At 63.8% G+C, this 21,641-nt stretch carries 19 protein-coding genes and 1 pseudogene; 12 read left to right on the forward strand and 8 right to left on the reverse strand.

The features are described from left to right. Window positions 1-24: 24 nt before the first annotated feature. Genes FURADRAFT_RS12250 through recA form a run of 3 tightly spaced genes read right to left on the reverse strand, consistent with a single transcriptional unit; the run spans window position 25 to window position 2,007 of the window. Window positions 25-483, reverse strand: coding sequence for an SRPBCC domain-containing protein (locus FURADRAFT_RS12250; protein WP_008954475.1), 459 nt, complete (start codon window positions 481-483; stop codon window positions 25-27). Window positions 484-487: 4 nt separating this feature from the next. Continuing rightward, window positions 488-943, reverse strand: coding sequence for a recombination regulator RecX (recX, locus tag FURADRAFT_RS12255; RefSeq protein ID WP_008954476.1), 456 nt, complete (start codon window positions 941-943; stop codon window positions 488-490). Window positions 944-951: 8 nt separating this feature from the next. Next, the gene (gene recA, locus FURADRAFT_RS12260) at window positions 952-2,007 is read right to left on the reverse strand and encodes a recombinase RecA (RefSeq protein ID WP_008954477.1); all 1,056 of its coding nucleotides are present in this window, start codon (window positions 2,005-2,007) and stop codon (window positions 952-954) included. A gap of 174 nt (window positions 2,008-2,181) precedes the next feature. Between recA and hrcA the strand changes: the two are divergent. The 5 genes and pseudogenes from hrcA (at window position 2,182) to recR (ending at window position 7,469) form a co-directional block, all read left to right on the forward strand. Further along, window positions 2,182-3,200: pseudogene (gene hrcA, locus FURADRAFT_RS12265) on the forward strand (heat-inducible transcriptional repressor HrcA). A 49-nt stretch (window positions 3,201-3,249) separates the two neighbouring features. After that, window positions 3,250-4,281: a lytic murein transglycosylase B gene (gene mltB / locus FURADRAFT_RS12270; protein ID WP_008954480.1), complete on the forward strand. Its 1,032-nt coding sequence runs from the start codon at window positions 3,250-3,252 to the stop codon at window positions 4,279-4,281. Between the two features lie 59 nt (window positions 4,282-4,340). Further along, window positions 4,341-6,251: a DNA polymerase III subunit gamma/tau gene (gene dnaX / locus FURADRAFT_RS12275; RefSeq protein WP_040652846.1), complete on the forward strand. Its 1,911-nt coding sequence runs from the start codon at window positions 4,341-4,343 to the stop codon at window positions 6,249-6,251. Window positions 6,252-6,254: 3 nt separating this feature from the next. Further along, a complete protein-coding gene (locus tag FURADRAFT_RS12280) occupies window positions 6,255-6,593 on the forward strand; it encodes a YbaB/EbfC family nucleoid-associated protein (RefSeq protein ID WP_008954482.1) in 339 nt (112 codons plus the stop codon). Between the two features lie 276 nt (window positions 6,594-6,869). After that, the gene (gene recR / locus FURADRAFT_RS12285; protein ID WP_008954483.1) at window positions 6,870-7,469 is read left to right on the forward strand and encodes a recombination mediator RecR; all 600 of its coding nucleotides are present in this window, start codon (window positions 6,870-6,872) and stop codon (window positions 7,467-7,469) included. A gap of 97 nt (window positions 7,470-7,566) precedes the next feature. Here the strand turns inward: recR and FURADRAFT_RS12290 are convergent, their stop codons facing one another. The 5 genes from FURADRAFT_RS12290 to FURADRAFT_RS12310 form a co-directional block, all read right to left on the reverse strand. Beyond that, the gene (locus tag FURADRAFT_RS12290) at window positions 7,567-8,199 is read right to left on the reverse strand and encodes a MarC family protein (RefSeq protein ID WP_008954484.1); all 633 of its coding nucleotides are present in this window, start codon (window positions 8,197-8,199) and stop codon (window positions 7,567-7,569) included. Between the two features lie 148 nt (window positions 8,200-8,347). Beyond that, window positions 8,348-9,475: a succinyl-diaminopimelate desuccinylase gene (dapE, locus tag FURADRAFT_RS12295; RefSeq protein ID WP_008954485.1), complete on the reverse strand. Its 1,128-nt coding sequence runs from the start codon at window positions 9,473-9,475 to the stop codon at window positions 8,348-8,350. Further along, on the reverse strand, window positions 9,472-9,825 hold the full coding sequence (locus FURADRAFT_RS12300; protein ID WP_008954486.1) for an ArsC family reductase: 354 nt from the start codon (window positions 9,823-9,825) through the stop codon (window positions 9,472-9,474). The genes dapE and FURADRAFT_RS12300 overlap by 4 nt, the downstream gene beginning before the upstream one ends. 11 nt (window positions 9,826-9,836) lie before the next feature. Further along, complete coding sequence (locus FURADRAFT_RS12305; RefSeq protein WP_008954487.1) at window positions 9,837-10,991, reverse strand: PilT/PilU family type 4a pilus ATPase; 1,155 nt, start codon at window positions 10,989-10,991, stop codon at window positions 9,837-9,839. A gap of 102 nt (window positions 10,992-11,093) precedes the next feature. Next, window positions 11,094-12,773 (reverse strand): long-chain-fatty-acid--CoA ligase, encoded by a 1,680-nt coding sequence (locus tag FURADRAFT_RS12310; RefSeq protein WP_008954488.1) that lies wholly within the window; start codon window positions 12,771-12,773, stop codon window positions 11,094-11,096. Window positions 12,774-13,057: 284 nt separating this feature from the next. Between FURADRAFT_RS12310 and rimP the strand changes: the two genes are divergently transcribed. The 7 genes from rimP to pnp form a co-directional block, all read left to right on the forward strand. Continuing rightward, window positions 13,058-13,483, forward strand: coding sequence for a ribosome maturation factor RimP (rimP, locus tag FURADRAFT_RS12315; protein ID WP_008954489.1), 426 nt, complete (start codon window positions 13,058-13,060; stop codon window positions 13,481-13,483). Window positions 13,484-13,531: 48 nt separating this feature from the next. Continuing rightward, window positions 13,532-15,013 (forward strand): transcription termination factor NusA, encoded by a 1,482-nt coding sequence (gene nusA, locus FURADRAFT_RS12320; protein WP_008954490.1) that lies wholly within the window; start codon window positions 13,532-13,534, stop codon window positions 15,011-15,013. Window positions 15,014-15,050: 37 nt separating this feature from the next. Further along, the gene (gene infB / locus FURADRAFT_RS12325; protein ID WP_008954491.1) at window positions 15,051-17,912 is read left to right on the forward strand and encodes a translation initiation factor IF-2; all 2,862 of its coding nucleotides are present in this window, start codon (window positions 15,051-15,053) and stop codon (window positions 17,910-17,912) included. Window positions 17,913-17,994: 82 nt separating this feature from the next. Beyond that, window positions 17,995-18,393, forward strand: a complete 399-nt coding sequence (gene rbfA / locus FURADRAFT_RS12330) for a 30S ribosome-binding factor RbfA (protein ID WP_008954492.1) — start codon at window positions 17,995-17,997, stop codon at window positions 18,391-18,393. After that, window positions 18,390-19,313 carry a tRNA pseudouridine(55) synthase TruB gene (gene truB, locus FURADRAFT_RS12335; protein WP_008954493.1) on the forward strand — a complete coding sequence of 308 codons (924 nt, stop codon included), beginning with the start codon at window positions 18,390-18,392 and terminating at the stop codon, window positions 19,311-19,313. Before rbfA ends, truB begins: the two co-directional genes overlap by 4 nt. Before the next feature lie 73 nt (window positions 19,314-19,386). Then, the gene (gene rpsO, locus FURADRAFT_RS12340) at window positions 19,387-19,656 is read left to right on the forward strand and encodes a 30S ribosomal protein S15 (protein WP_008954494.1); all 270 of its coding nucleotides are present in this window, start codon (window positions 19,387-19,389) and stop codon (window positions 19,654-19,656) included. Between the two features lie 178 nt (window positions 19,657-19,834). Continuing rightward, window positions 19,835-21,641: polyribonucleotide nucleotidyltransferase (pnp, locus tag FURADRAFT_RS12345; protein WP_456238948.1), on the forward strand; the 1,807-nt coding region annotated here is incomplete at its 3' end.

Raw genomic sequence — 21,641 nt, forward strand, 5'->3', positions numbered from 1 at the left:
TACATCGAGCATGGCTCGATTGTGTCAAGCCGTCCCGGTGCTGGCAAGGGTTTCGGCCCGCTTCTTGACGGCTTCGTTCATGCCGAGGAAGCCGTTTCGGGTGTGGTTGAGCAGGGTTTCGGAAAACAGCGGGGTCAACAGGCCCTGGAAGGTCTCGCGCTGGTACAGCCGGGTGGTGCCGGCATCCAGCACCTCCAGTTCAAAGGCGTGCACGCCGCAAAACAGCGGCTGGGCCAGCAAGGTGCCGCGCCAGACCAGCTTGAGGCCCGGTTCGAGCTCGATCAGGGTGGGGCGGAAGGTCATGCGCCGCGCCTGCGGCGGATGCACCGTGACGCACAGCCGCGCACCGCGCTGCAGCTTGCCGTGCAGGCCGACGATGAACGGGTTCCAGTACGGATAGCTGGGCCAGTCGGTGAGCACCTGCCAGATCTGGTCGGGGCTGGCCTGGATGTCGATACGGCTGTCGATGGTCTTGATTGGCATCGCCCTAATCCTCCGCGTCGGTAAAGTCCTCGTCCACCGTTCCTTGCAGCACCCGGCGGATCACGTCCATCGGGAAGCCACGCGTGGCGAGAAACCGCATTTGCTTCATCTTGTCCTGGGGCGTGGCGGGCGGCGTGCCGAACTTGCGCTGCCACAGCGAGAGCGCCACGGCCGTGTCGTCCTGCTGCGCCAGCGCCGTCTCGATTGCTTCCCGGTCCAGCCCTTTTTCTCGCATCGCCTGGGCGATGCGGCGGCTGCCGTACTTGCGGCCCTTGACGTCGGCAAACTGCTCGGCAAAACGGTGGTCGGATTGCCAGCCGTTGGCCGCCAGCTCGTCGAGCAGGGCGGCCAGCTGTTCTGCGCTCTCGGCAAACGGCGCGAGCCGCCGCTCCAGTTCCCGGCGCGAATATTCGCGCCGGGAGAGGAGGTCGACGGCCCGCGCTTTCAGGCTTTTCGTCATGCGCCGGATCAGAACATGCCGTCAGCCAGCTCTTCCTCTTCCGGCTGGCCTTCGGTGATGGCGACATTGATGCCGACCGCCTCGCGAATCTTGCCTTCGATCTCGCGCGCGATGGCCGGGTTGTCCTTCAGCCACAGACGGGTGTTGTCCTTGCCCTGGCCAATCTTCTGGCCGTTGTAGCTGTACCAGGCGCCGGATTTCTCGACGAAGCCATGCTCCACGCCCAGCTCGACGATTTCGCCCTCGCGCGAGATGCCTTCGCCGTACAGGATGTCGAAGCCGGCCTGACGGAACGGCGGCGATACCTTGTTCTTGACCACTTTGACGCGGGTCTCGTTACCGATGATTTCCTCGCCCTTCTTGATGCCGCCGATACGACGGATGTCGAGGCGCACCGAGGCGTAGAACTTCAGCGCGTTGCCGCCGGTGGTGGTCTCCGGGCTGCCGAACATCACGCCGATCTTCATGCGGATCTGGTTGATGAAGATCACCAGGGTGTTGGTGCGCTTGATGTTGCCGGTCAGCTTGCGCAGCGCCTGGCTCATCAGGCGGGCGTGCAGGCCGACGTGGTTGTCGCCCATTTCGCCTTCGATTTCGGCCTTCGGCACCAGGGCCGCCACCGAGTCGACCACGATCACGTCGACGCCGCTGGAACGCACCAGCATGTCACAGATTTCCAGCGCCTGTTCGCCGGTGTCCGGCTGCGAGATCAGCAGGTCTTCGACGTTGACACCGAGCTTCTGGGCGTAGGTCGGGTCGAGCGCGTTTTCGGCGTCGATGTAGGCGCAGGTGCCGCCCAGTTTCTGTGCCTCGGCGACCACCTGCAGACACAGCGTGGTCTTGCCGGACGACTCCGGGCCGTAGATTTCCACCACGCGACCGCGCGGCAGGCCTCCCACGCCCAGCGCCAGATCGAGGCCGAGCGAGCCGGTCGAGATGACCTGCAGGTTCTCGGTGATCTGGTTGTCGCTCATGCGCATGATCGAACCCTTGCCGAATTGTTTCTCAATCTGGGCCAGGGCAGCCGCCAGTGCGCGGCTCTTGTCTTCGGAACGCTCCGCCATGCTGTCTCCAAAAATCGGGTTTGATAAAACGTACCGCCGGATTATCGCACAAAGCCCATGGCGCTCAAACGCGGGCATGCGCGCGCCGGCCAAGCGCGATCTGCCGGGAGGCGCTTGAAATGCCGGGGAATGCAGCCACTTCTCACTCCACGGGGGACGTGTAAAATGATTGGCATGCTGAACGAACGCGCGCAACGCCTGCTGAAAGCTCTGGTCGAGCGCTACATCGCCGACGGGCAGCCGGTCGGTTCCCGCACGCTGGCCATGGTGGCGGGGCTGGACCTGTCCCCGGCCTCGATTCGCAACGTGCTGGCCGATCTCGAAGAGATGGGGCTGGTTGCCTCGCCGCACACCTCGGCTGGCCGTATACCGACCGCCAAGGGCTACCGCCTGTTCGTCGACCGGATGCTGACCATAAGGCCGCTGGAAGAGGGCACGCTGCACGAGCTGGAACACAGCCTGCAGCCGGACAGCCCGCAGCGCATCGCCCAGTCGGCCTCGTCGCTGCTGTCCGATCTCACCCATTTTGCCGGCGTGGTGATCACCCCGCAGCGCCTCGACGTGGCCTTCCGCCAGGTCGAGTTCCTGCGTCTGTCGGAGCGGCGCATCCTGCTGATCCTGGTGACCATGGACGGCGACGTGCAGAATCACCTGCTCAATCCGTCGCGCGACTACTCGCCGACCGAGCTGATCGAGGCCGCCAACTTCCTCAACCAGCACTACGCCGGTCAGGGCTTGACCAGCATCGCGCAGCGATGGAGAGCGAGCTGCACCAGCTCAAGGGGGATATCACCGAGCTGATGGCGGCGGCGATCCGCTTCGGCCAGAGCGCGATGAGCGACGTGCCGGCCTCGGTGGTGATCGCCGGCGGTACCAACCTGCTGAACGTCAGCGATCTCTCCGACGACCTGACGCGGTTGCGCGAGCTGTTCGAGACCTTCGAGCGCAAGACCGAGCTGCTCGAGCTGCTCAACCAGAGCCGCAACGCGCAGGGGGTCAATATTTTCATCGGCGAGGAGTCGGGGGTGGTGACTCTGGGCGAGTGCTCGATCGTGACCGCGCCCTACTGCATCAACGGCCAGGTGGTGGGCACGCTCGGCGTGGTGGGCCCGACCCGCATGGCCTACGAGCGCGTCATTCCCATCGTGGACATTACCTCGCGCCTGGTGTCGAGCGCGCTGTCCTATCAATAAACCCAGTCGGTCGGCGTGGTGCCGGCGGATGCCTTACCGGAACGCCCTGATGAAACTCCTTACCTGCCTGGCTGCCGCCACGCTCGCCCTGACCAGCTCGCTGGCGCTGGCCGACGCGGCGTTTCTCGCCCGGCCCGACGTGCAACGCTATATCGACGAGCAGGTGGCCAGTGGCCAGTTCGACCGCCCCGAGCTGGAGGCGGTGTTCGCCAACGTCGAAACCAAGCCCAACATCCTGCAGATACTCGACCGCCCGGCCACCTCGCGGCCGTGGTACCAGTTCCGTCCGGCCTTCTTCAACGATCGCCTGATCGACGGCGGCGTGGCGTTCTGGAAGGACAACGCGGCTACCTTGGCGCGGGCCGAGGCGACCTTCGGCGTGGCGCCGGAGGTGGTGGTGGCGATCATCGGCATCGAGACCGGCTACGGCCGCAGCACCGGCAGTTTCCGCGTGGTGGATGCCCTGTCGACCATCGGTTTCGATTACCCGCGCCGCGCCGAGTATTTCCGCGGCGAACTCACCGAGTTCCTGCGCCTGGCCAAGGAAGAGGGCAAGAATCCGCTGCTCTTGAAAGGCTCCTACGCCGGCGCCATGGGCTGGCCGCAGTTCATGCCGTCGAGCTACCGCAAGTGGGCGGTGGACTTCGACGGCGACGGCCATCGCGATATCTGGGGCAGCGTGCCGGACGTGATCGGCAGCGTGGCGCATTACTTCCAGCTGCACGGCTGGCGCCACGGCGACGACGTGATCCTGCCGGCCAGCGTGCAGCCGGGGGCACAGGTCGATCAGCTGGTGGCCGACAAGTTCAACCTGCACTATACCGTGGGCGAGCTGAAGCAGATGGGGGTGCAGCCGGAGGCGCCGGTGGGCGACCAGGTGCCGGCGGTGCTGGTGCCGCTGGAAACCGCGCCCGGCGTGACCGAATACTGGCTCGGTCTGAACAACTTCTACGTCATCACCCGCTACAACAAGAGCACCCTGTACGCCAAAGCGGCGCAGGAGGTGGCAGCCGCCATCCGCGAACGTTATCTGGCGCAGCAGTTCCTCGGCCAGCAGCCGGTTTCGACACCGGCGCCGTGACGCCGGGCGGCGACGAAAAGGGTCGCCTTGCCTGCCAATTGGAATTAGAATCCGCCACCATGACTTATCAAGTGCTTGCCCGCAAATGGCGCCCGAAACGCTTTGCCGACCTGGTCGGTCAGGAGCACGTGGTGCGCGCCCTGACCAACGCCCTGGCCGGTGAGCGGCTGCATCACGCCTACCTGCTGACCGGCACGCGCGGCGTGGGCAAGACCACCATCGCCCGGATTCTGGCCAAGAGCCTCAACTGCGAGGCCGGCGTCGGCGCCGAGCCGTGCGGCGAGTGTTCCGCCTGTCGCCAGATCGACGCCGGCCGCTTCGTCGACCTCCTGGAGATCGACGCCGCCTCCAACACCGGCATCGACAACATCCGCGAAGTGCTGGAAAACGCCCAGTACGCGCCTACCTCGGGGCGCTACAAGGTGTACATCATCGACGAGGTGCACATGCTCTCCAAGAGCGCCTTCAACGCCATGTTGAAGACGCTGGAAGAGCCGCCGGCCCACGTCAAGTTCATCCTCGCCACCACCGACCCGCAGAAGGTGCCGGTGACGGTATTGAGCCGCTGTCTGCAGTTCTCGCTGCGCAACATGACGCCGCAGCAGGTGGCGGGCCACTTGGCACGCGTGCTCGACGTGGAGCAGGTGAGCTACGAGGCGCCGGCGCTGGCGTTGCTGGGCCGTGCCGCCGCCGGTTCGATGCGCGACGCGCTGTCGCTGCTCGACCAGGCCATCGCCTACGGTGTCGGCAAGGTCGAGGAAGGCGGGGTGCGCGCCATGCTCGGTGCGGTCGACCGTGCCTACCTCTATACCCTGCTGGAAGCCCTGGCCGAGGCCGACGGCCCGCGTCTGATCGCCGAGGCCAAGGCCTTGGCCGAGCGCGGCGTCGGTTTCGACAGCGCCCTGGGCGAACTGGCCCTGCTGTTGCAGCAGATCGCGCTGGCGCAGACGGTGCCGGCCGCCATCACCGGTGACGACCCCGACGCCGAGGCGGTGCTGGCACTGGCGCAACTGATCGCGCCGGAAGACGTGCAGCTCTACTACCAGATCGCCATCCATGGCCGCAAGGACCTGGCCCTGGCGCCGGACGAGCACGCCGGGTTCACCATGACGCTGTTGCGCATGCTGGCGTTTCATCCGCTGAATGCGCCGGGGGACAGCACGCCGACACCGCGTGCGGCGGCGAGTCGTCCCGAGCCGGCGAGCCGGCCAGCCGCGCCGAGTGAGCCGTCGGTGGAGGGGGCTTCCGCTGCCAAGGCCTTGCTGGCGCGCTTGTCCGGCCGCAACGGAGCGGCGCGCAGTGCACCCGCCACGCCGGACGAGTCCGCACCGGCCGACCCCGAACCCGAGCCGGCGCGCGTCGAACCCGCGCCGCGGCCGGTGCCGGCGGCCCCGGCTGTCGCCACTCAGCCCGAGCCGGGCACGCCGCCGTCGGTCGAGCTGGCGCCGTGGGAGGATGCTCCCGACGACGCCGGCGACGTCGCCGCCGAAGCCTGGCAGGCGGGTGCGAGCGCCGACGACAGCGCTGCCGAGGCGTGGTCGGAGCCGGCCGCGCCGCCTGCCGCCGCCGAGCCCTACGTTTTCGACGGCGATTGGGCAGCGTTGGTGGCCGAGCTGGGCGCGCGCATGGGGGCCAGCCGCATGCTGGCGCACAACGCGGTGCTCAAATCCTGGGATGGACGGCGCTTGCAGCTGGCGGTGCCGGAGAGCTTCCGTCACCTCGCCACGCGCGATTACCAGGAAAAACTCAAGGCCGCGTTGGCCGAACGCTTCGGCCAGGCGCCGGAGCTGTCGGTCAGCGTGGAGGAGCTGGGGATGGAAACCCCGGCGATGCGCGAGGCGCGTTTCCGCCAGGAACAGCTGGCGGCGGCGCGTGTCAATCTCGAAAACGATCCCGTGGTGCGGCAGCTGGTCGGCGAATTCAACGCCGTGCTGCTCACCGAGACGATTCAACCTGTGCAGGAGTTGTAGCCCATGTTCGGAAAAGGTGGTATCGCCGGCCTGATGAAGCAGGCCCAGCAGATGCAGGAAAACATGAAGAAGGCCCAGGAAGAGCTGGGCAAGGTCGAAGTCGAAGGCCAATCCGGCGCCGGCCTGGTCAAGGTGGTGATGACCTGCCAGCACGACATCAAGCGCGTGTCGATCGACGACAGCCTGCTGGAAGACGCCAAGGACGACAAGGAAATGCTGGAAGACCTGATCGCCGCCGCCGTCAACGACGCGGTGCGCAAGGTGGAAAGCACCACCCAGGACAAGATGTCCGGTTTCACCGCCGGCCTCAACCTGCCGCCGGGCATGAAGCTGCCGTTCTGATTCCCGATGTCTTCCAAAGAACCGGCTCTCGATCTGTAGCGAGCGGCCCTCGGCGGGGTGAATGGCAGCGCAGAAACCGGAATGTACACACAGTACATGAGGATTTCTGATCGCTGAGCGGATCCCTGCGTGCCAATCTTCGATTGGCTCAGCGATAGATTCGCACGCCGTATACTTGAGCCCCGATCAGGGCTGCGCAGCAAGATCGGGTGCTGGTTCTAAGGTTGGCCGAAGCATGGGCTTCGGCCAACCTTTTTCTCTTTCTCCGCCTGCCCGATGAAAAATCCCCCCTCGCTCGACCAGTTGATTTCCGCGCTCAAGGTGCTGCCCGGGGTCGGCCCCAAGTCGGCCCAGCGCATGGCGTTCCACCTGCTGCAGCGCGATCAGGCCGGGGCCGACCGGCTGGCGCGCGCGCTCGACCGGGCGCTGGCCAACCTGACCCACTGCGAGCGCTGCAACACCTTCAGCGAGACGCCGTTGTGCAATCTGTGCGCCGAGCCGGCGCGCAACCAGCACCAGCTGTGCATTGTGGAAATGCCGGCCGACCTCCTGATGCTGGAGCAGGCGCGCTGCTACGACGGGCTGTACTTCGTGCTGATGGGGCGGCTGTCGCCGATCGACGGCATCGGCCCCAAGGACGTCAACCTCGACAAGCTGATGGTGCGCGCGCTCGACGGCGTGGTGGAGGAGGTGATCATCGCCACCAACTTCACCGCCGAAGGCGAGGTGACGGCGCACATGATCGCCGAGTTGCTGAAGGACCGGGGCCTGGCGGTCAGCCGCATCGCGCGCGGCATGCCGGTGGGCGGCGAGTTGGAGTACGTCGACTCAGGCACGCTGGCGCAGGCGCTGTACGAGCGGCGCCAGCTGGGGTGATCCAGGGGCGGTAAGATTCACGCAAGGGACAAAAGGTTGGCCGAAGGCGCTCTGCGCGTGCCTTCGGCCAACCTTTTTTGCCGTGGCGCTCGGCAGGCTAGTGGCTCAGCTGCGGAAACAGCCGGTACAGCCCGTCCACGATGATCTCCACCGACACCGCCGCCAGGATCATGCCCATCACCCGGTTGACGATGTTGATGCCGGTCTGGCCGAGCCAGCGGCTGATCGGCGTGGCCATCGCCATCGCGGCGTAGCAGGACAGCGCGATCAGCAGGCCGCTGACGATCAGGTAGCTGATCTGCACCCAGCTGTGGGCCGTGGTGCTGTAGATGATCACGGTGGAGATGGTGCCCGGCCCGGTCAGCAGCGGCATCGCCATCGGCACCACCGCGATGTTGGTGCGCAACTCGGCTTCCACGCGCTCCTCGTCGCTGGTCTTGGTGGGGTTGGGCTTGGCGTTCATCAGCGCCAGCGCGATCATCATCACCAGCAGGCCGCCGCCGACTTGGAACGAGCCGATGCTGATGCCGAGAAATTTCAGCAGGCTCTCGCCGATCAGCGCCGAGGTGATGATCACCACCGCCACCGAGGTGGACGAAATCTTGGCGATCTTGCGCCGCTCGATCTGGCTCGCGTTGGGCGTCAGGCTGATGAACAGCGGAATCGCGCCGAGCGGGTTGACCAGCACCAGCAGCGAAATGAATATCTTGGCGATTTCCAGTTCTTTCATGAGCCGGATGTCCTTGTTGTTGTTGTCGAAGTCAGTCGGTAAGGGAAACGTTCCGCTACGTTTCTGAAGAGGTCCCGGCTCCGCCCGGGCAAGAAAAATCGGCAGACACCCGGTCTGCCGACGCGCGCTCAGGAGCCGGGGCAGGGGCTCACAGCAGCAGGTTCTTCAGCGCGGCCTCGTAGATGTCCGACAGCCGCTCGATGGCGTGCACTTCGACGCACTCGTTCAGCTTGTGGATCGAGGCATTGACCGGGCCGAACTCGGCCAGTTCGCGCGCGATGCGCTTGATGAAGCGCCCGTCCGAGGTGCCGCCGGTGGTGGACAGTTCGGCATCCACCCCCATCACCTGCTTGATGGAGCGTTCCAGCGCCCGCGTCAGCGTCCCTTCTTCGGTCAGGAACGGGTTGCCGGACAAGGTCCAGTGCAGCTCGTAGGCCAGGCCGTGGGCGTCCAGGATGTGGTGCACGCGGTCCTTCAGCGTCTCGGCGGTGTGCTCGGTGGAGAAGCGGAAGTTGAACTTGACCTCGCAGGAGCCGGGGATGATGTTGGTGGCGCCGGTGCCGGCATTAATATTCGACACCTGCCAGCTGGTCGGCGGGAAGTGGTGGTTGCCCTGGTCCCATTCCTCGGCGGCCAGTTCGGCCAGCGCCGGGGCGATCAGGTGCACCGGGTTCTTCGCCAGGTGCGGGTAGGCGATGTGGCCCTGGATGCCGTGCACGATCAGGTGACCCGACAGCGAGCCGCGCCGGCCGTTCTTGATGGTGTCGCCCAGCACGTGGTTGGAGGTCGGTTCGCCGACGATGCAGTAGTCGATCAGCTCGCCACGCGCTTCCAGCGCATCCACCACGCGCACGGTGCCGTCGATCGCGCTGCCTTCCTCGTCCGAGGTGATCAACAACGCGATCGAACCCGGGTGACCCGGGTGCTGCGCCACGAAGCGCTCGATCGAGGTGATGAAGGCGGCCAGCGAGGCCTTCATGTCCGCCGCGCCGCGTCCGAACAGGTAGCCGTTGCGGATGGTCGGCTCGAACGGGTGGCTGTCCCATTTGTCCAGCGGGCCGGTCGGCACCACGTCGGTATGGCCGGCGAAGCACACCACCGGACCGCTTGTGCCACGGCGGGCCCAGAAGTTGTCGACGTCGCCGTAGCGCATGCGCTCCACGGTGAAACCGACCGCCTCCAGGCGGGCGATCATGCGCTCCTGGCAGCCGGCGTCGTTCGGGGTGACCGAATCGAGGCGGATCAGCTCTTCGGTCAGCATCAGGGTATTGGTCATCGGCCGAATGCCTTTCCGTAGAGGTCTTCCTTGAAGCCGAGTTCGACGGCCTCGCCGCGCTCCAGCACCGGGCGCTTGATCAGCGACGGGTTGGCCTGGATCAGCGCGATGGCCGAGCCGACGTCGTCGGCCCGTGCCTTGTCGGCGTCGGAGAGCTTGCGCCAGGTGGTGCCCTGGCGGTTGATCACCTTGTCAAGGCCGACGGCCTCGATCCAGTGCTGCAGGCGCACCTCGGCGATGCCCTGTTTTTTGAAGTCGTGGAACACGTAGTCGATCTGGTGCTCGGTCAGCCACTGGCGGGCTTTCTTGACCGTGTCGCAGTTGGGTATGCCGTAGAGGGTGGTGGTCATGTCGATGCGGGTTAAACGTCCAGGGTGAAGCCATCAAAGCTGGCGGAGGCATCCTTGCCGGCCGGTTTGGCCGCGGCTGGCTTGCCGGCGGGCTCTTCGCCAGGCTTGTCGTGACCGTGGTTGATCAGCCAGTACAGGTTGGTCGGCGAGTCGGCATTGCGCAGCGCCTCGTCGAGCGTAATCTTGCCATCGCGGTACAGCCGGAACAAGGATTGCTCGAAGGTCTGGGCGCCTTCGCTCATGCTGTGCTCGATCGCCTCCTTGATGCTGGAGATCTCCCCGGTGCGGATCAGTTCGGCGATGTGCGTGGTGTTGAGCAGCAGCTCCACCGCCGGCGTCAGCGTCTTGTCGACCGTCGGCACCAGGCGCTGCGACACCACCGCCTTGAGCGAGACCGACAGGTCCATCAGCAGCGCGGTACGGTTGTCGGGCGGGAAGAAGCTGATCACCCGGTTCAGCATGTGGTAGCTGTTGTTGGCGTGCAGCGTGGTGATGCAGAGGTGGCCCGACTGGGCGTAGTTGATGGCGTACATCAGCGTTTCGGCATCGCGGATTTCGCCGATCATCAGCACTTCCGGCGCCTCGCGCATGGCGTTCTTCAGCGCGGTCTGGTAGCTCTTGGTGTCGATGCCGATTTCGCGCTGGTTGACGATCGACTTCCTGTGCTCGAACAGGAATTCGATCGGGTCCTCCACCGTCAGGATATGCCCGCTCTTGCTCTGATTGCGGTGCTCCAACAGCGCCGCCACGGTCGAGCTCTTGCCGCTGCCGGTGGCGCCCACCACGATGATCAGGCCGCGCTTTTCCATGATCAGCGGCTTGAGCATCGCCGGCAGGTTGAGTTTCTCCAGCGACGGGATGGTCGGGGCGATGCGGCGGATGACCATTGCCGGTTGCCCTTTCTGGCGGAAGATGTTGACGCGGAAATTGCCCAGATCGTCGACCTGGCGCGCGAAGTTCATCTCGAACTCGCGCTCGTACTCGGCAATCTCCTCCTCGTCCATCAGGCTGTAGACCAGTGTCTTCACCTGTTCAGGGGTCAGCGCCTTGTCGTTGACCGGCAGCGTCACCCCCTCGATCTTGATCTGGGCCGGGGCGTGGGCGGTGAAGAAGATATCGCTGGCACTCTTGTCGGCCATCAATTTGAAAAACGGCAACAACAACATGATTTGGCTCCTGCTGGGCATGGCTTTTGTGCAAGTGTAGCCGTAAATGGCATAAAGAAACCCGCCTGAAGCGGGTTTCTTTGCCGGGTGCCGCGAGCTTTTTCACGAGGACTTGGCCAGCTCCTGGTCGCGCAGCGCCCGGCGCAGGATCTTGCCGACATTGGTCTTGGGCAGCTCGCTGCGGAACTCGACATGGCGCGGCACCTTGTAGCCGGTCAGGTTCTTGCGGCAATGCTCGATGATGTCCTTTTCGGTGAGCGCGGGATCCTTGCGCGTCACGAACACCTTGACCACCTCGCCCGACTTCTCGTCCGGCACGCCGATGCACGCCACCTCCAGCACGCCGGGGTGCATCGCCACCACGTCCTCGATCTCGTTGGGGTAGACGTTGAAACCGGACACCAGGATCATGTCCTTCTTGCGGTCCACCAGCTTGACGAAACCTCCCGGCGTCACCATCGCCATGTCCCCGGTGGCGAGGAAACCATCTGCGCCGATCACCTTGGCGGTCTCGTCCGGGCGCTGCCAGTACCCTTTCATCACCTGAGGCCCGCGGATGAACAGCTCGCCGGCTTCGCCAACCGGCAGCTCGCGTCCCTCTGCGTCACGAATCTGGATCTCTGTCGACGACACTGGCAGGCCGATGCTGCCGTTGTATTCCTTCAGATTGAGCGGGTTGATGCAGGCGGCAGGCGAGGTTTCGGTCAGCCCGTAGGCCTCCACCAGCGCCACCCCGGTGACTTCCTTCCATTTGTCCGCCACCGCCTTCTGCACCGCCATGCCGCCGCCCAGCGTCAGGCGCCAGGTCGAAAAATCGATGGTCTTGAAATCGGGGTGATGCAGCAGCGCGTTGAACAGGGTGTTGACCCCGGTGATGGCCGTCACCTTATAGTTCTTCATCTCCTTGATGAAGCCGGTGATGTCGCGCGGATTGGTGATCAGCACGTTCAGCGCGCCCACCTCGGTGAACGTCATCAGGTTCGCGGTCAGCGAGAAGATGTGGTAGAGCGGCAGGGCGGTGACGATGACCTCCTGCCCCTCGTGGATGACCGGCTTGATCCAGGCTCCCGCCTGCAGCATGTTGGCGACGATGTTGCCGTGGCTCAGCATCGCCCCCTTGGCCACCCCGGTGGTGCCTCCGGTGTATTGCAGAAAGGCAATGTCGTCGTGGTTGAGGTCGACCGGTACCGGAGCCTGGCGGCGGCCTTCGGCCAGCGCCGCCGGGAAGCGGATGTGGCCGGGCAGGTTCCACGCCGGCACCATCTTCTTGATCCTGCGGATGACGAAGTTGACGATGGCAGACTTCGGAAAGTCCAGCATGTCGCCGATCGACGCCACGATCACGTGCTTGATCCGGGTGCGCGCGATGACCTCCTCGAGCACGCTGGCGAAGTTTTCCAGGATCACGATCGTCTCGGCGCCGGAGTCGTTCAGCTGGTGTTCCAGCTCGCGCGGCGTGTAGAGCGGGTTGACGTTGACCACGGTCAGGCCGGCACGCAGGGTACCGAACACGCCGATCGGGTATTGCAGCAGGTTGGGCATCATCAGGGCGACGCGGTCGCCTCTCTTGAGGCCAAGGCGATGCTGCAGGAACGAGGCGAACTCGGCGACGTGCTGGTTGAGGTCCCCGTAACTCAGCACCTTCCCCATATTGGCCATGGCGGGGCGGCTGCGAAACTTGGCGACAGAACGCTCGAACACCTCATCGATCGATCTGAAACTATCGATATCGATGTCTTGCTCGACGCCGGGCTGGTAATTCTTGAGCCAGAGTTTATCCATGCTGTGTTTCTCCATCGTGCTTGATTTCGGGACGCCTCGCCTCAAGTCTTTTTGCCGAGCGTCTTTTGTTATTAGGTCAGCGGTCGCTGCTTGTCATAAACAAACGATCGTTTTATTTGCTCGCCAATGTACAGGAAGCACGATCATATCGTAAAGACGCCCGTGCACCGTTCGTGCCACCCGGCGCAGGCTTGTCGCCGGGATTTCCTTTCGGGGAGAAATGTATTACAATCCCGACGGTTAGGGATGGGCGTTTCGCCCATTTTTTATTTGTGGAAAAAGCAATGGATGTACGTTTGCTGCTGGAGAACACGCTGCCAGGTCTGGGTTACGAGCTGGTGGACTTCGAATTGACCCCTGGGGGCGGTTTCAGGGTGTTTCTCGACAAACCCGGTGGAATCACCGTGGAAGACTGCGTGCTGGTGAGCAACCACCTGACGCGCCTCTTCATGGTCGAAAACATAGATTACGAGCGGCTGGAAGTGTCGTCTCCGGGGCTGGACCGTCCGCTCAAGAAAGAGTCGGACTTCGTACGCTTCTCCGGGCAGCGGGCCAAGATCAAGACCCGCATGCCCATTGAACAGCAAAAGAAATTTTCCGGCCGTCTGGCTGGCGTCGTGGATGGCGCTGTACAGCTGGAGTTCGAGGGCCGGACCGTGGCCATTCCGCTCGCCGTTATCGACAAGGCCAGGCTTGATCCTGAGTTCTGATCTGGGCGGGGTCGACCCCACGGGAATGAAAAAAATTCGGAGGATTGCATGAGTCGCGAGATTTTGTTGCTGGTTGATGCCCTGGCGAGCGAGAAGAGCGTCAGCAAGGACGTGGTTTTTACGGCGCTGGAATTGGCGCTGGCGTCTGCTACTAAAAAGAAATTCAATCAGGATGACGTCGATATCCGTGTCGAGATCGATCGTCATACCGGGCAGTACCATACTTTCCGTCGCTGGACCGTGGTCGAAGACGACATGCTCGAATTCGACGACAAGGAAATCGAGCTGGCTGACGCTCGCGAACGTGATCCGTCCATCGAGGTCGGCGCCGTCATCGAGGAACCGATGGAGGCTGTCGAATTCGGCCGTATCGGTGCCCAGGCCGCCAAGCAGGTGATCTTGCAGAAGATTCGCGACGCCGAGCGCGAGCAACTCCTGAGTGAGTTCCTGCAGCGCCGCGAACATCTGGTCAGCGGTACCGTCAAGCGTATCGAGCGCGGCAATGCCATCATCGAGTGCGGCAAGCTGGAGGCCGTGCTGCCGCGCGAGCAGATGATTCCGAAGGAAAACCTGCGCGTGGGCGACCGCGTCAAGGCCTACCTGATGCGCATCGACCGCCTCGGTCGCGGCCCGCAGCTGGTGCTGTCGCGTACTTCCCGCGAGTTCCTGATCAAGCTGTTCGAGCTGGAAGTGCCGGAAATCGAAGAGGGCCTTCTGGAGATCAAGGAAGCCGCCCGCGACCCGGGCCTGCGCGCCAAGATCGCTGTCAAGGCCAACGATCCGCGTATCGATCCGCAGGGTACCTGCATCGGCATGCGCGGTTCGCGTGTGCAGTCGGTGACCCAGGAGCTGGCCGGCGAGCGCGTCGACATCGTGCTGTGGGCACCGGAACCGGCGCAGTTCGTGATCAACGCGCTGTCCCCGGCCGAAGTCAACCGCATCATGATCGATGAGGATAACCACGCCATGGACGTGGTGGTGGAAGAAGACCAGCTGGCGCTGGCGATCGGCCGCAGCGGCCAGAACGTCCGCCTGGCAGCAGAGCTGACCGGCTGGTACCTCAACATCATGACGGTGACCGAGGCCGAAGAAAAACATCAGGAAGAAGACGCCGCGTTGCGTGAAACCTTCATGAAGCACCTCGGTGTGGATGAAGCGACTGCCATGACGCTGGTGCAAGAGGGGTTCGCCACCCTCGAAGAAGTGGCGTATGTGCCAATCGCCGAAATGCTCGAGATCGAAGGCTTTGAAGAGGAGCAAGTCAACGAACTGCGCAGCCGCGCTCGTGACGCTCTCTTGACGCTGGCCATCGCCTCCGAGGAAAAGGTGGAAAGCGTATCCGACGATCTGAAGGGCATCGAAGGCCTGGAAGATGCCGACCTGGTGCGTAAGTTGGCTGAAAATGGCGTGACCACCCGCGACGAACTCGCCGACCTTGCCGTGGATGATCTCGTTGACATGACCGGTATGGAGGCTGAAGCCGCACGTGCAATCATCATGAAGGCGCGCGAACACTGGTTTGCCCAGTAAGGCTTCGGGAAGTTATTGACGGAATTTGGGAAGACGCATGGTATTGACGAATGTAAAACAGTTTGCCAGTGAGCTTGGCTTGACACCGGATCGCCTGCTGGAACAGCTGCGTGCCGCCGGTGTCGGCAAAGGCTCGCTGGATGACACCCTCTCAGAACGGGACAAATCCCAGCTCCTGGACTACCTGAAGCGTTCGCATGGTGCCCGTAACGAGACCCCGATCACGGTGACCCGCAAGCAGACCAGCGAGGTTCGTACGGCGGACGGTTCGACGGTAAGAGTGGAAACCCGCAAGAAGCGTGTGGTGCAGCGTCCGCTGGAGGCACCGGTTGCGGCTGTCGCCGCCGTTGCCAAGCCAGAGGCTGCTCCGGTCGTCGCCGCTCCGGTTGAGCCGGCTAAGGCCGAAGTCAAGGCCGAGCCCGTGGTGGCGAAGGTCGACATCAAGGAAGAACAGAAGCCCGAAGCGCCGAAGCCGGCGGCGGTTGAGACCAAGGTAGAGCCGAAGGTCGAAGCCAAGCCGCAAGAGCCGGCTGCTCCGGAAGTCAAGGCAGCCCCGGTGCGCCCGGCTCCGCTGTCCATTCTGTCTCCGGAAGAAATCGCCGCACGCGAAGCGGAAGAAAAACGCCAGCTGGCGTTCCGCGCTCGTCAGGAAGCCCTGATGCGCGAAAAGATCGAGCGCGAAGAGCGCCGTCAGGCCGCCAAGCTGGCGGCGGAAAATCCGCCTCCGCCTCCGGCGCCGAAGCCGGTCGAGGCCAAACCGGCCGAAGCACGCCCGGCTGCCGGGCGCTCCGTCGATGGCCGTCCGCAGGATGCACGCGGTCCGCGCAGCGGACAGCCGGGTGCCGGTCAGCGTCCTGGCTCGGCCGGGGTGCGTCCGGCCGCGGGGGGGCAGCGTCCGGCTCCGGCCGGTGGCCGTCCTGCTCCGGCTGGGGCCGGTGCCGCGGCGCCTGCCGCGCCGGCACCGGGTTCTGCTGCACCGAAGAAGGGCAAGAAGGGCGGCTCCGAGCGCAGCTGGGACGACGGCAAGAAAGGCCGTGGCCTGCGCGTCAAGGGTGGCGATGCCGGCGGCGACTGGAAGAGCAAGCGCGGCGGCAAGTCGCGCGGCAACAGTCAGCACGCTTTCACCGCACCGACCGAGCCGATCGTGCACGAAGTGCTGGTGCCTGAAACCATTACCGTGGCCGACCTGGCGCACCGCATGGCGGTCAAGGCCGTTGAAGTCATCAAGACCCTGATGAAGATGGGCATGATGGTGACCATCAACCAGGTGCTGGATCAGGAAACCGCGCTGATCGTGGTTGGCGAGATGGGCCACATCGGCAAGGCGGCACAGATGGACGATCCGGATGCTTTCCTCGAGAACGTCGAGGGCGGCGCCGAGGTGGAGCGTCTGCCGCGTCCGCCGGTGGTGACCGTAATGGGTCACGTCGACCACGGCAAGACCTCGCTGCTGGACTACATCCGCCGTGCCAAGGTCGCCGCGGGCGAAGCCGGCGGCATTACCCAGCACATCGGTGCCTACCATGTGGAAACCCCGCGCGGCGTGGTGACCTTCCTCGACACCCCGGGTCACGAGGCGTTTACCGCCATGCGTGCCCGTGGTGCCAAGGCTACCGATATCGTGATCCTGGTGGTGGCTGCCGATGACGGCGTGATGCCGCAGACCATCGAAGCCATTCACCACGCCAAGGCCGCTGGTGTGCCGATCGTGGTGGCGGTGAACAAGATCGACAAGCAGGGCGCCAACCCCGAGCGTATCCGCCAGGAACTGGTGGCGCAGGAAGTTGTGCCGGAAGACTGGGGTGGTGACGCGATGTTCGTCGAGGTTTCCGCCAAGACCGGTCAGGGCATCGACAACCTGCTGGAAGGCGTGCTGCTGCAAGCCGAGGTGCTGGAACTGACCGCTCCGGTCGAGTCGCCGGCCAAGGGCGTGATCGTCGAAGCCCGCCTCGACAAGGGTCGTGGTCCGGTGGCGACGCTGCTGGTGCAGTCCGGCACCCTGAAGAAGGGTGACGTGGTACTGGCCGGCACCGCTTTCGGTCGCGTACGCGCCATGATCGATGAAAACGGCAAGGCGATCGATGAAGCCGGTCCGTCCATTCCGGTGGAAATTCTCGGCTTGTCCGACGTGCCGGCCGCAGGCGAAGACGCCATGGTGCTGATCGACGAGAAGAAGGCGCGCGAAATCGCGCTGTTCCGTCAGGGCAAGTTCCGCGACGTGCGTCTGGCCAAGCAGCAGGCTGCCAAGCTGGAGAACATGTTTGCCCAGATGGCCGAAGGCGAGGTGCAGAACCTCTCCATCATCATCAAGGCCGACGTGCAGGGTTCCTACGAAGCGCTGTCGCAGAGCCTGCAGAAGCTGTCCACCGACGAAGTGCGCGTCAATATCCTGCACTCCGGCGTGGGTGGCATCTCCGAATCCGACATCAACCTGGCGATCGCTTCCAAGGCCATCGTGATCGGCTTCAACACCCGTTCCGATGCTGCGGCCCGCAAGTTGGCCGAAAGCGAAGGTGTCGACATCCGTTACTACAGCATCATTTACGATGCCGTAGACGAGGTGAAGGCGGCTATGTCCGGCATGCTGTCGCCGGAGAAGAAGGAACAGATCACCGGTACCGTGGAAATCCGTCAGGTGATTTCGGTGTCCAAGGTCGGCAATATTGCCGGTTGTATGGTGACCGACGGCGTGGTGAAGCGCGGTTCCATGGTCCGTCTGATCCGCCACAACGTGGTGGTTCACACCGGCGAACTCGAATCGCTCAAGCGCTTCAAGGACGACGTGAAGGAAGTGAAGCAGGGCTACGAGTGTGGCCTGATGCTGAAGAACTTCAACGATATCCAGGAAGGAGACCAGCTGGAAGCGTTCGAAATCGTCGAAGTGGCGCGTACCCTCTAAGCGCGTTGTTCGGGCGAGCGTCCCTCCGGCTGCGGCCGGACGGCGCTCGCTTTTGTGTTTTCAGTGAATCAGGATCAACACCATGGCCAGAGCCAAAAAAGGTTTTTCCCGTGCGGATCGTATCTCCGAGCAGATCCAGCGCGAATTGGCTGAACTCTTGCGCAAGGGTCTGAAGGACCCGCGCGCCGGCTGGATTACCATTACCTCGGTAGAGGTGACGCGCGATTACTCGCACGCCAAGATCTACTACACCGTGATGGACGACAAGACTCGCGAGGTAACGCAGGAGGCGCTGGAGCACGCCGCCGGTTACCTGCGCAGCGAGCTGGGCCGCGCCCTGCAGATCTTCACCACGCCGCAGCTGCATTTCGTCTACGACGAGTCGATCGAGCGCGGTATGCACATGACGCGCCTGATCAACCAGGTATCCGAAGAGTACGCCGAGCCCAAGACCGAGCCGGAAGAGGGCAACGAGGCATGACGCAGATGCGGCGCAAGAAGCGCGCCGTGAGTGGTGTGCTATTGCTGGACAAGCCTTACAACGTGACCAGTAATTCAGCCCTGCTCAAGGCGCGCTGGCTGTTCACGGCGGCCAAGGCGGGGCATACCGGTGTGCTTGACCCGCTGGCGACCGGCCTGTTGCCGGTATGCCTGGGCGAGGCCACCAAGTTCTCGTCCTACCTGCTCGATGCCGACAAGGGCTATCGTGCGACGATCTGCTTCGGCAAGGTGACCACCACCGGCGACCTCGAGGGCGAGGTGTTGCGCGAGCGCCCGGTGACCTTCGACGAGACCGCGCTGCGACGGGTGTTGGCGCAGTTTGTCGGGCCGATCAGCCAGGTGCCGCCGATGTACTCGGCGCTCAAGTTCCAGGGCAAGCCTCTGTACGAATACGCCCGCGCCGGGGTCGACATCGAACGTCAGGCGCGTGATGTCGTCATCCATGGCCTGGAGCTGGTTTCGTTCGACGGCGGCGAGGCCGTGGTCGACGTGCTGTGCAGCAAGGGCACCTACGTGCGTACCTTGGCCGAAGACATCGGCGAGGCGCTCGATTGCGGCGCTTTCCTCACCGGCTTGCGCCGTACCACCACCGGTGGTTTCACGCTGGAACAGTCGATCACCCTGGAGGCCCTGGAGGCTGTGCCGGAGGCCGAGCGTGACGCTCTGTTACTGCCGATGGACGTGCTGGTGGCGCATCTGCCTGAGATCGTCCTGGCACCGGAACAGGCCGGTCGTTTTCGCCAGGGGCAGGCGGTGCGCATCGCGGAAAAATGTGAGACAATGCTGCGCTTCCGGGTTTACCTTACCGAAACGCGGGAATTTGTCGGGCTGGGGGAGGTCAGGGAACCGGGTGTTCTTTCCCCCCTCCGGCTCGTGGCTGCCTCGGCAGCCGAAGTGTGAAGTGTGGATGGGTCTCGGCTCGCTGCACTTGTCGGGCTTGATTGCCCTTACCTGAATTGTGGAGTACATCAAAATGGCTATGACCGCCGCTCAAAAAGCAGAAATCGTTAAAAACTTCCAGCAGAAGGAAGGCGATACCGGTTCGTCGGAAGTGCAAGTTGCCCTGCTGACCGCCCGTATCAACGATCTGACCCCGCACTTCAAGGCCAACACCAAGGATCATCACAGCCGTCGCGGCCTGCTGAAACTGGTGAGCCGTCGTCGCCGTCTGCTTGACTACCTCAAGCGCACCGATGCCGACAGCTACCGTGCCCTGATCACCCGCCTGGGTCTGCGCAAGTAATCGGTTCAGGTTCGAAAAAGTCGCAGCCAGTCTGCGACTTTTTCGTTTCCCGGCCCACTAACTGAATGACACGACGGGAGGAGCCTCTAGACATGCCGGTTGCCGCAGCCAGCCGGTATTTCTAGGGGTTCCCGTTGTGAGTCCACTTGCCTCAAACCAATAGCAAAAGGGATGCCCTGTGTTCAACAAGATTAGCAAAACCTTCCAGTACGGCCGCCACACCGTGACCCTGGAAACCGGCGAAGTGGCCCGTCAGGCCTCCGGCGCCGTTCTCGTCACCATGGAAGACACCGTGGTACTGGTGTCCGTGGTCGGCTCGCAAAACGTCAAGCCGGGCCAGGATTTCTTCCCGCTGACCGTCGACTATCTCGAGCGCACCTACGCCGCCGGCAAGATTCCGGGCGGCTTCTTCAAGCGCGAGGGCAAGCAGTCCGAGAAGGAAATCCTGACCAGCCGCCTGATCGACCGTCCGATCCGCCCGCTGTTCCCGGAAGGCTTCTACCACGATGTGCAGATCGTCGCCACGGTGATGTCGCTGAACCCGGAAATCGACTCCGACATCCCTGCGATGATCGGCGCTTCCGCTGCGCTGGCGATCTCCGGTCTGCCGTTCAACGGCCCGATCGGCGCCGCCCGCGTCGGCTACGCCAACGGTGACTACATCCTCAACCCGACCAAGACCGAACTGGAAACCTCCCAGCTCGACCTGGTTGTTGCCGGTACCCATCGTGCCGTGCTGATGGTCGAATCCGAAGCCAAGGAGCTGCCGGAAGCCGTGATGCTGGGCGCCGTGGTGTTCGGCCACGACCAGCTGCAGGCCGCGATCAAGGCCATCAACGAGCTGGCCGACGAAGTCAACCCGGTAATGTGGGACTGGTCCGCGCCGGCCCAGAACGACGAGCTGATCGCCAAGGTGCGTGAAGTGTCGGGCGAGAAAATCGCCAACGCCTTCCGTATCCGCCAGAAGCAGGCGCGTACGCAGGTGCTGGCTGAAGCCTGGGCCGACGTCAAGGCCGCGCTGATCAATGAAGAAACCGATACTCTGACCGCCAACGAGATCAAAGGCATCTTCAAGAGCCTGGAGGCCGAGATCGTGCGCGGCCAGATCCTGGCCGGCGAGCCGCGCATCGACGGCCGCGACACGCGCACCGTGCGCCCGATCGCCATCCGCACCGGCGTGCTGCCGCGTACCCACGGTTCAGCGTTGTTCACTCGTGGGGAAACCCAGGCCATGGTGGTAACCACGCTGGGCACCCAGCGCGACGAGCAGATCATCGACGCGCTGGCCGGCGAGTACACCGACCGCTTCATGCTGCACTACAACTTCCCGCCGTACTCGACCGGCGAAGCTGGCCGCATGGGCCCGCCGAAGCGTCGCGAAATCGGCCATGGCCGTCTGGCCAAGCGTGCCCTGGCGCAGGTGCTGCCGTCCGCCGATGAGTTCGGTTACTCGATGCGCGTGGTGTCGGAAATCACCGAGTCCAACGGCTCCTCGTCGATGGCGTCGGTGTGCGGTGGCTGCTTGGCGCTGTTGAACGCCGGTGTACCGCTGAAGGCGCACGTGGCCGGTATCGCCATGGGCCTGATCCTGGAAGGCAACCGTTTCGCAGTGCTGACCGACATCCTGGGTGACGAAGATCACCTGGGCGACATGGACTTCAAGGTGGCCGGTACCGCCGAAGGCGTGACCGCGCTGCAGATGGATATCAAGATCCAGGGCATCACCAAGGAAATTATGCAGGTCGCACTCGACCAGGCCAAGGAAGGCCGCCTGCACATCCTCGGCCTGATGAAGGAAGCCGTGGAAGGTCCGCAGCAGCTGTCCACCCACGCTCCGCGCCTGTTCGTGATGAAGATCAACCCGGACAAGATCCGTGAAGTGATCGGCAAGGGTGGCGAGACCATCCGCTCGATCACCAAGGATACCGGTACCGAGATCAACATCGAGGAAGATGGCACCATCACCATCGCTTCGGTGACCCAGG

The sequence above is a fragment of the Pseudogulbenkiania ferrooxidans 2002 genome, assembly GCF_000174355.1.
GTDB classification, from domain to species: Bacteria; Pseudomonadota; Gammaproteobacteria; order Burkholderiales; family Chromobacteriaceae; genus Pseudogulbenkiania; species Pseudogulbenkiania ferrooxidans.

Coding starts and splice junctions, on each gene's coding strand:
- FURADRAFT_RS12280 (WP_008954482.1), top strand. CDS start 6,255: ATGTTCGGAAAAGGTGGTATCGCCGGCCTGATGAAGCAGGCCCAGCAG.
- rimP (WP_008954489.1), top strand. CDS start 13,058: ATGGATGTACGTTTGCTGCTGGAGAACACGCTGCCAGGTCTGGGTTAC.
- recA (WP_008954477.1), bottom strand. CDS start 2,007: ATGGCGGAGCGTTCCGAAGACAAGAGCCGCGCACTGGCGGCTGCCCTG.
- FURADRAFT_RS12300 (WP_008954486.1), bottom strand. CDS start 9,825: ATGACCACCACCCTCTACGGCATACCCAACTGCGACACGGTCAAGAAA.
- dapE (WP_008954485.1), bottom strand. CDS start 9,475: ATGACCAATACCCTGATGCTGACCGAAGAGCTGATCCGCCTCGATTCG.
- dnaX (WP_040652846.1), top strand. CDS start 4,341: ATGACTTATCAAGTGCTTGCCCGCAAATGGCGCCCGAAACGCTTTGCC.
- FURADRAFT_RS12250 (WP_008954475.1), bottom strand. CDS start 483: ATGCCAATCAAGACCATCGACAGCCGTATCGACATCCAGGCCAGCCCC.
- infB (WP_008954491.1), top strand. CDS start 15,051: ATGGTATTGACGAATGTAAAACAGTTTGCCAGTGAGCTTGGCTTGACA.
- recX (WP_008954476.1), bottom strand. CDS start 943: ATGACGAAAAGCCTGAAAGCGCGGGCCGTCGACCTCCTCTCCCGGCGC.
- truB (WP_008954493.1), top strand. CDS start 18,390: ATGACGCAGATGCGGCGCAAGAAGCGCGCCGTGAGTGGTGTGCTATTG.
- FURADRAFT_RS12290 (WP_008954484.1), bottom strand. CDS start 8,199: ATGAAAGAACTGGAAATCGCCAAGATATTCATTTCGCTGCTGGTGCTG.
- nusA (WP_008954490.1), top strand. CDS start 13,532: ATGAGTCGCGAGATTTTGTTGCTGGTTGATGCCCTGGCGAGCGAGAAG.
- rbfA (WP_008954492.1), top strand. CDS start 17,995: ATGGCCAGAGCCAAAAAAGGTTTTTCCCGTGCGGATCGTATCTCCGAG.
- FURADRAFT_RS12310 (WP_008954488.1), bottom strand. CDS start 12,773: ATGGATAAACTCTGGCTCAAGAATTACCAGCCCGGCGTCGAGCAAGAC.
- mltB (WP_008954480.1), top strand. CDS start 3,250: ATGAAACTCCTTACCTGCCTGGCTGCCGCCACGCTCGCCCTGACCAGC.
- FURADRAFT_RS12305 (WP_008954487.1), bottom strand. CDS start 10,991: ATGTTGTTGTTGCCGTTTTTCAAATTGATGGCCGACAAGAGTGCCAGC.
- rpsO (WP_008954494.1), top strand. CDS start 19,387: ATGGCTATGACCGCCGCTCAAAAAGCAGAAATCGTTAAAAACTTCCAG.
- recR (WP_008954483.1), top strand. CDS start 6,870: ATGAAAAATCCCCCCTCGCTCGACCAGTTGATTTCCGCGCTCAAGGTG.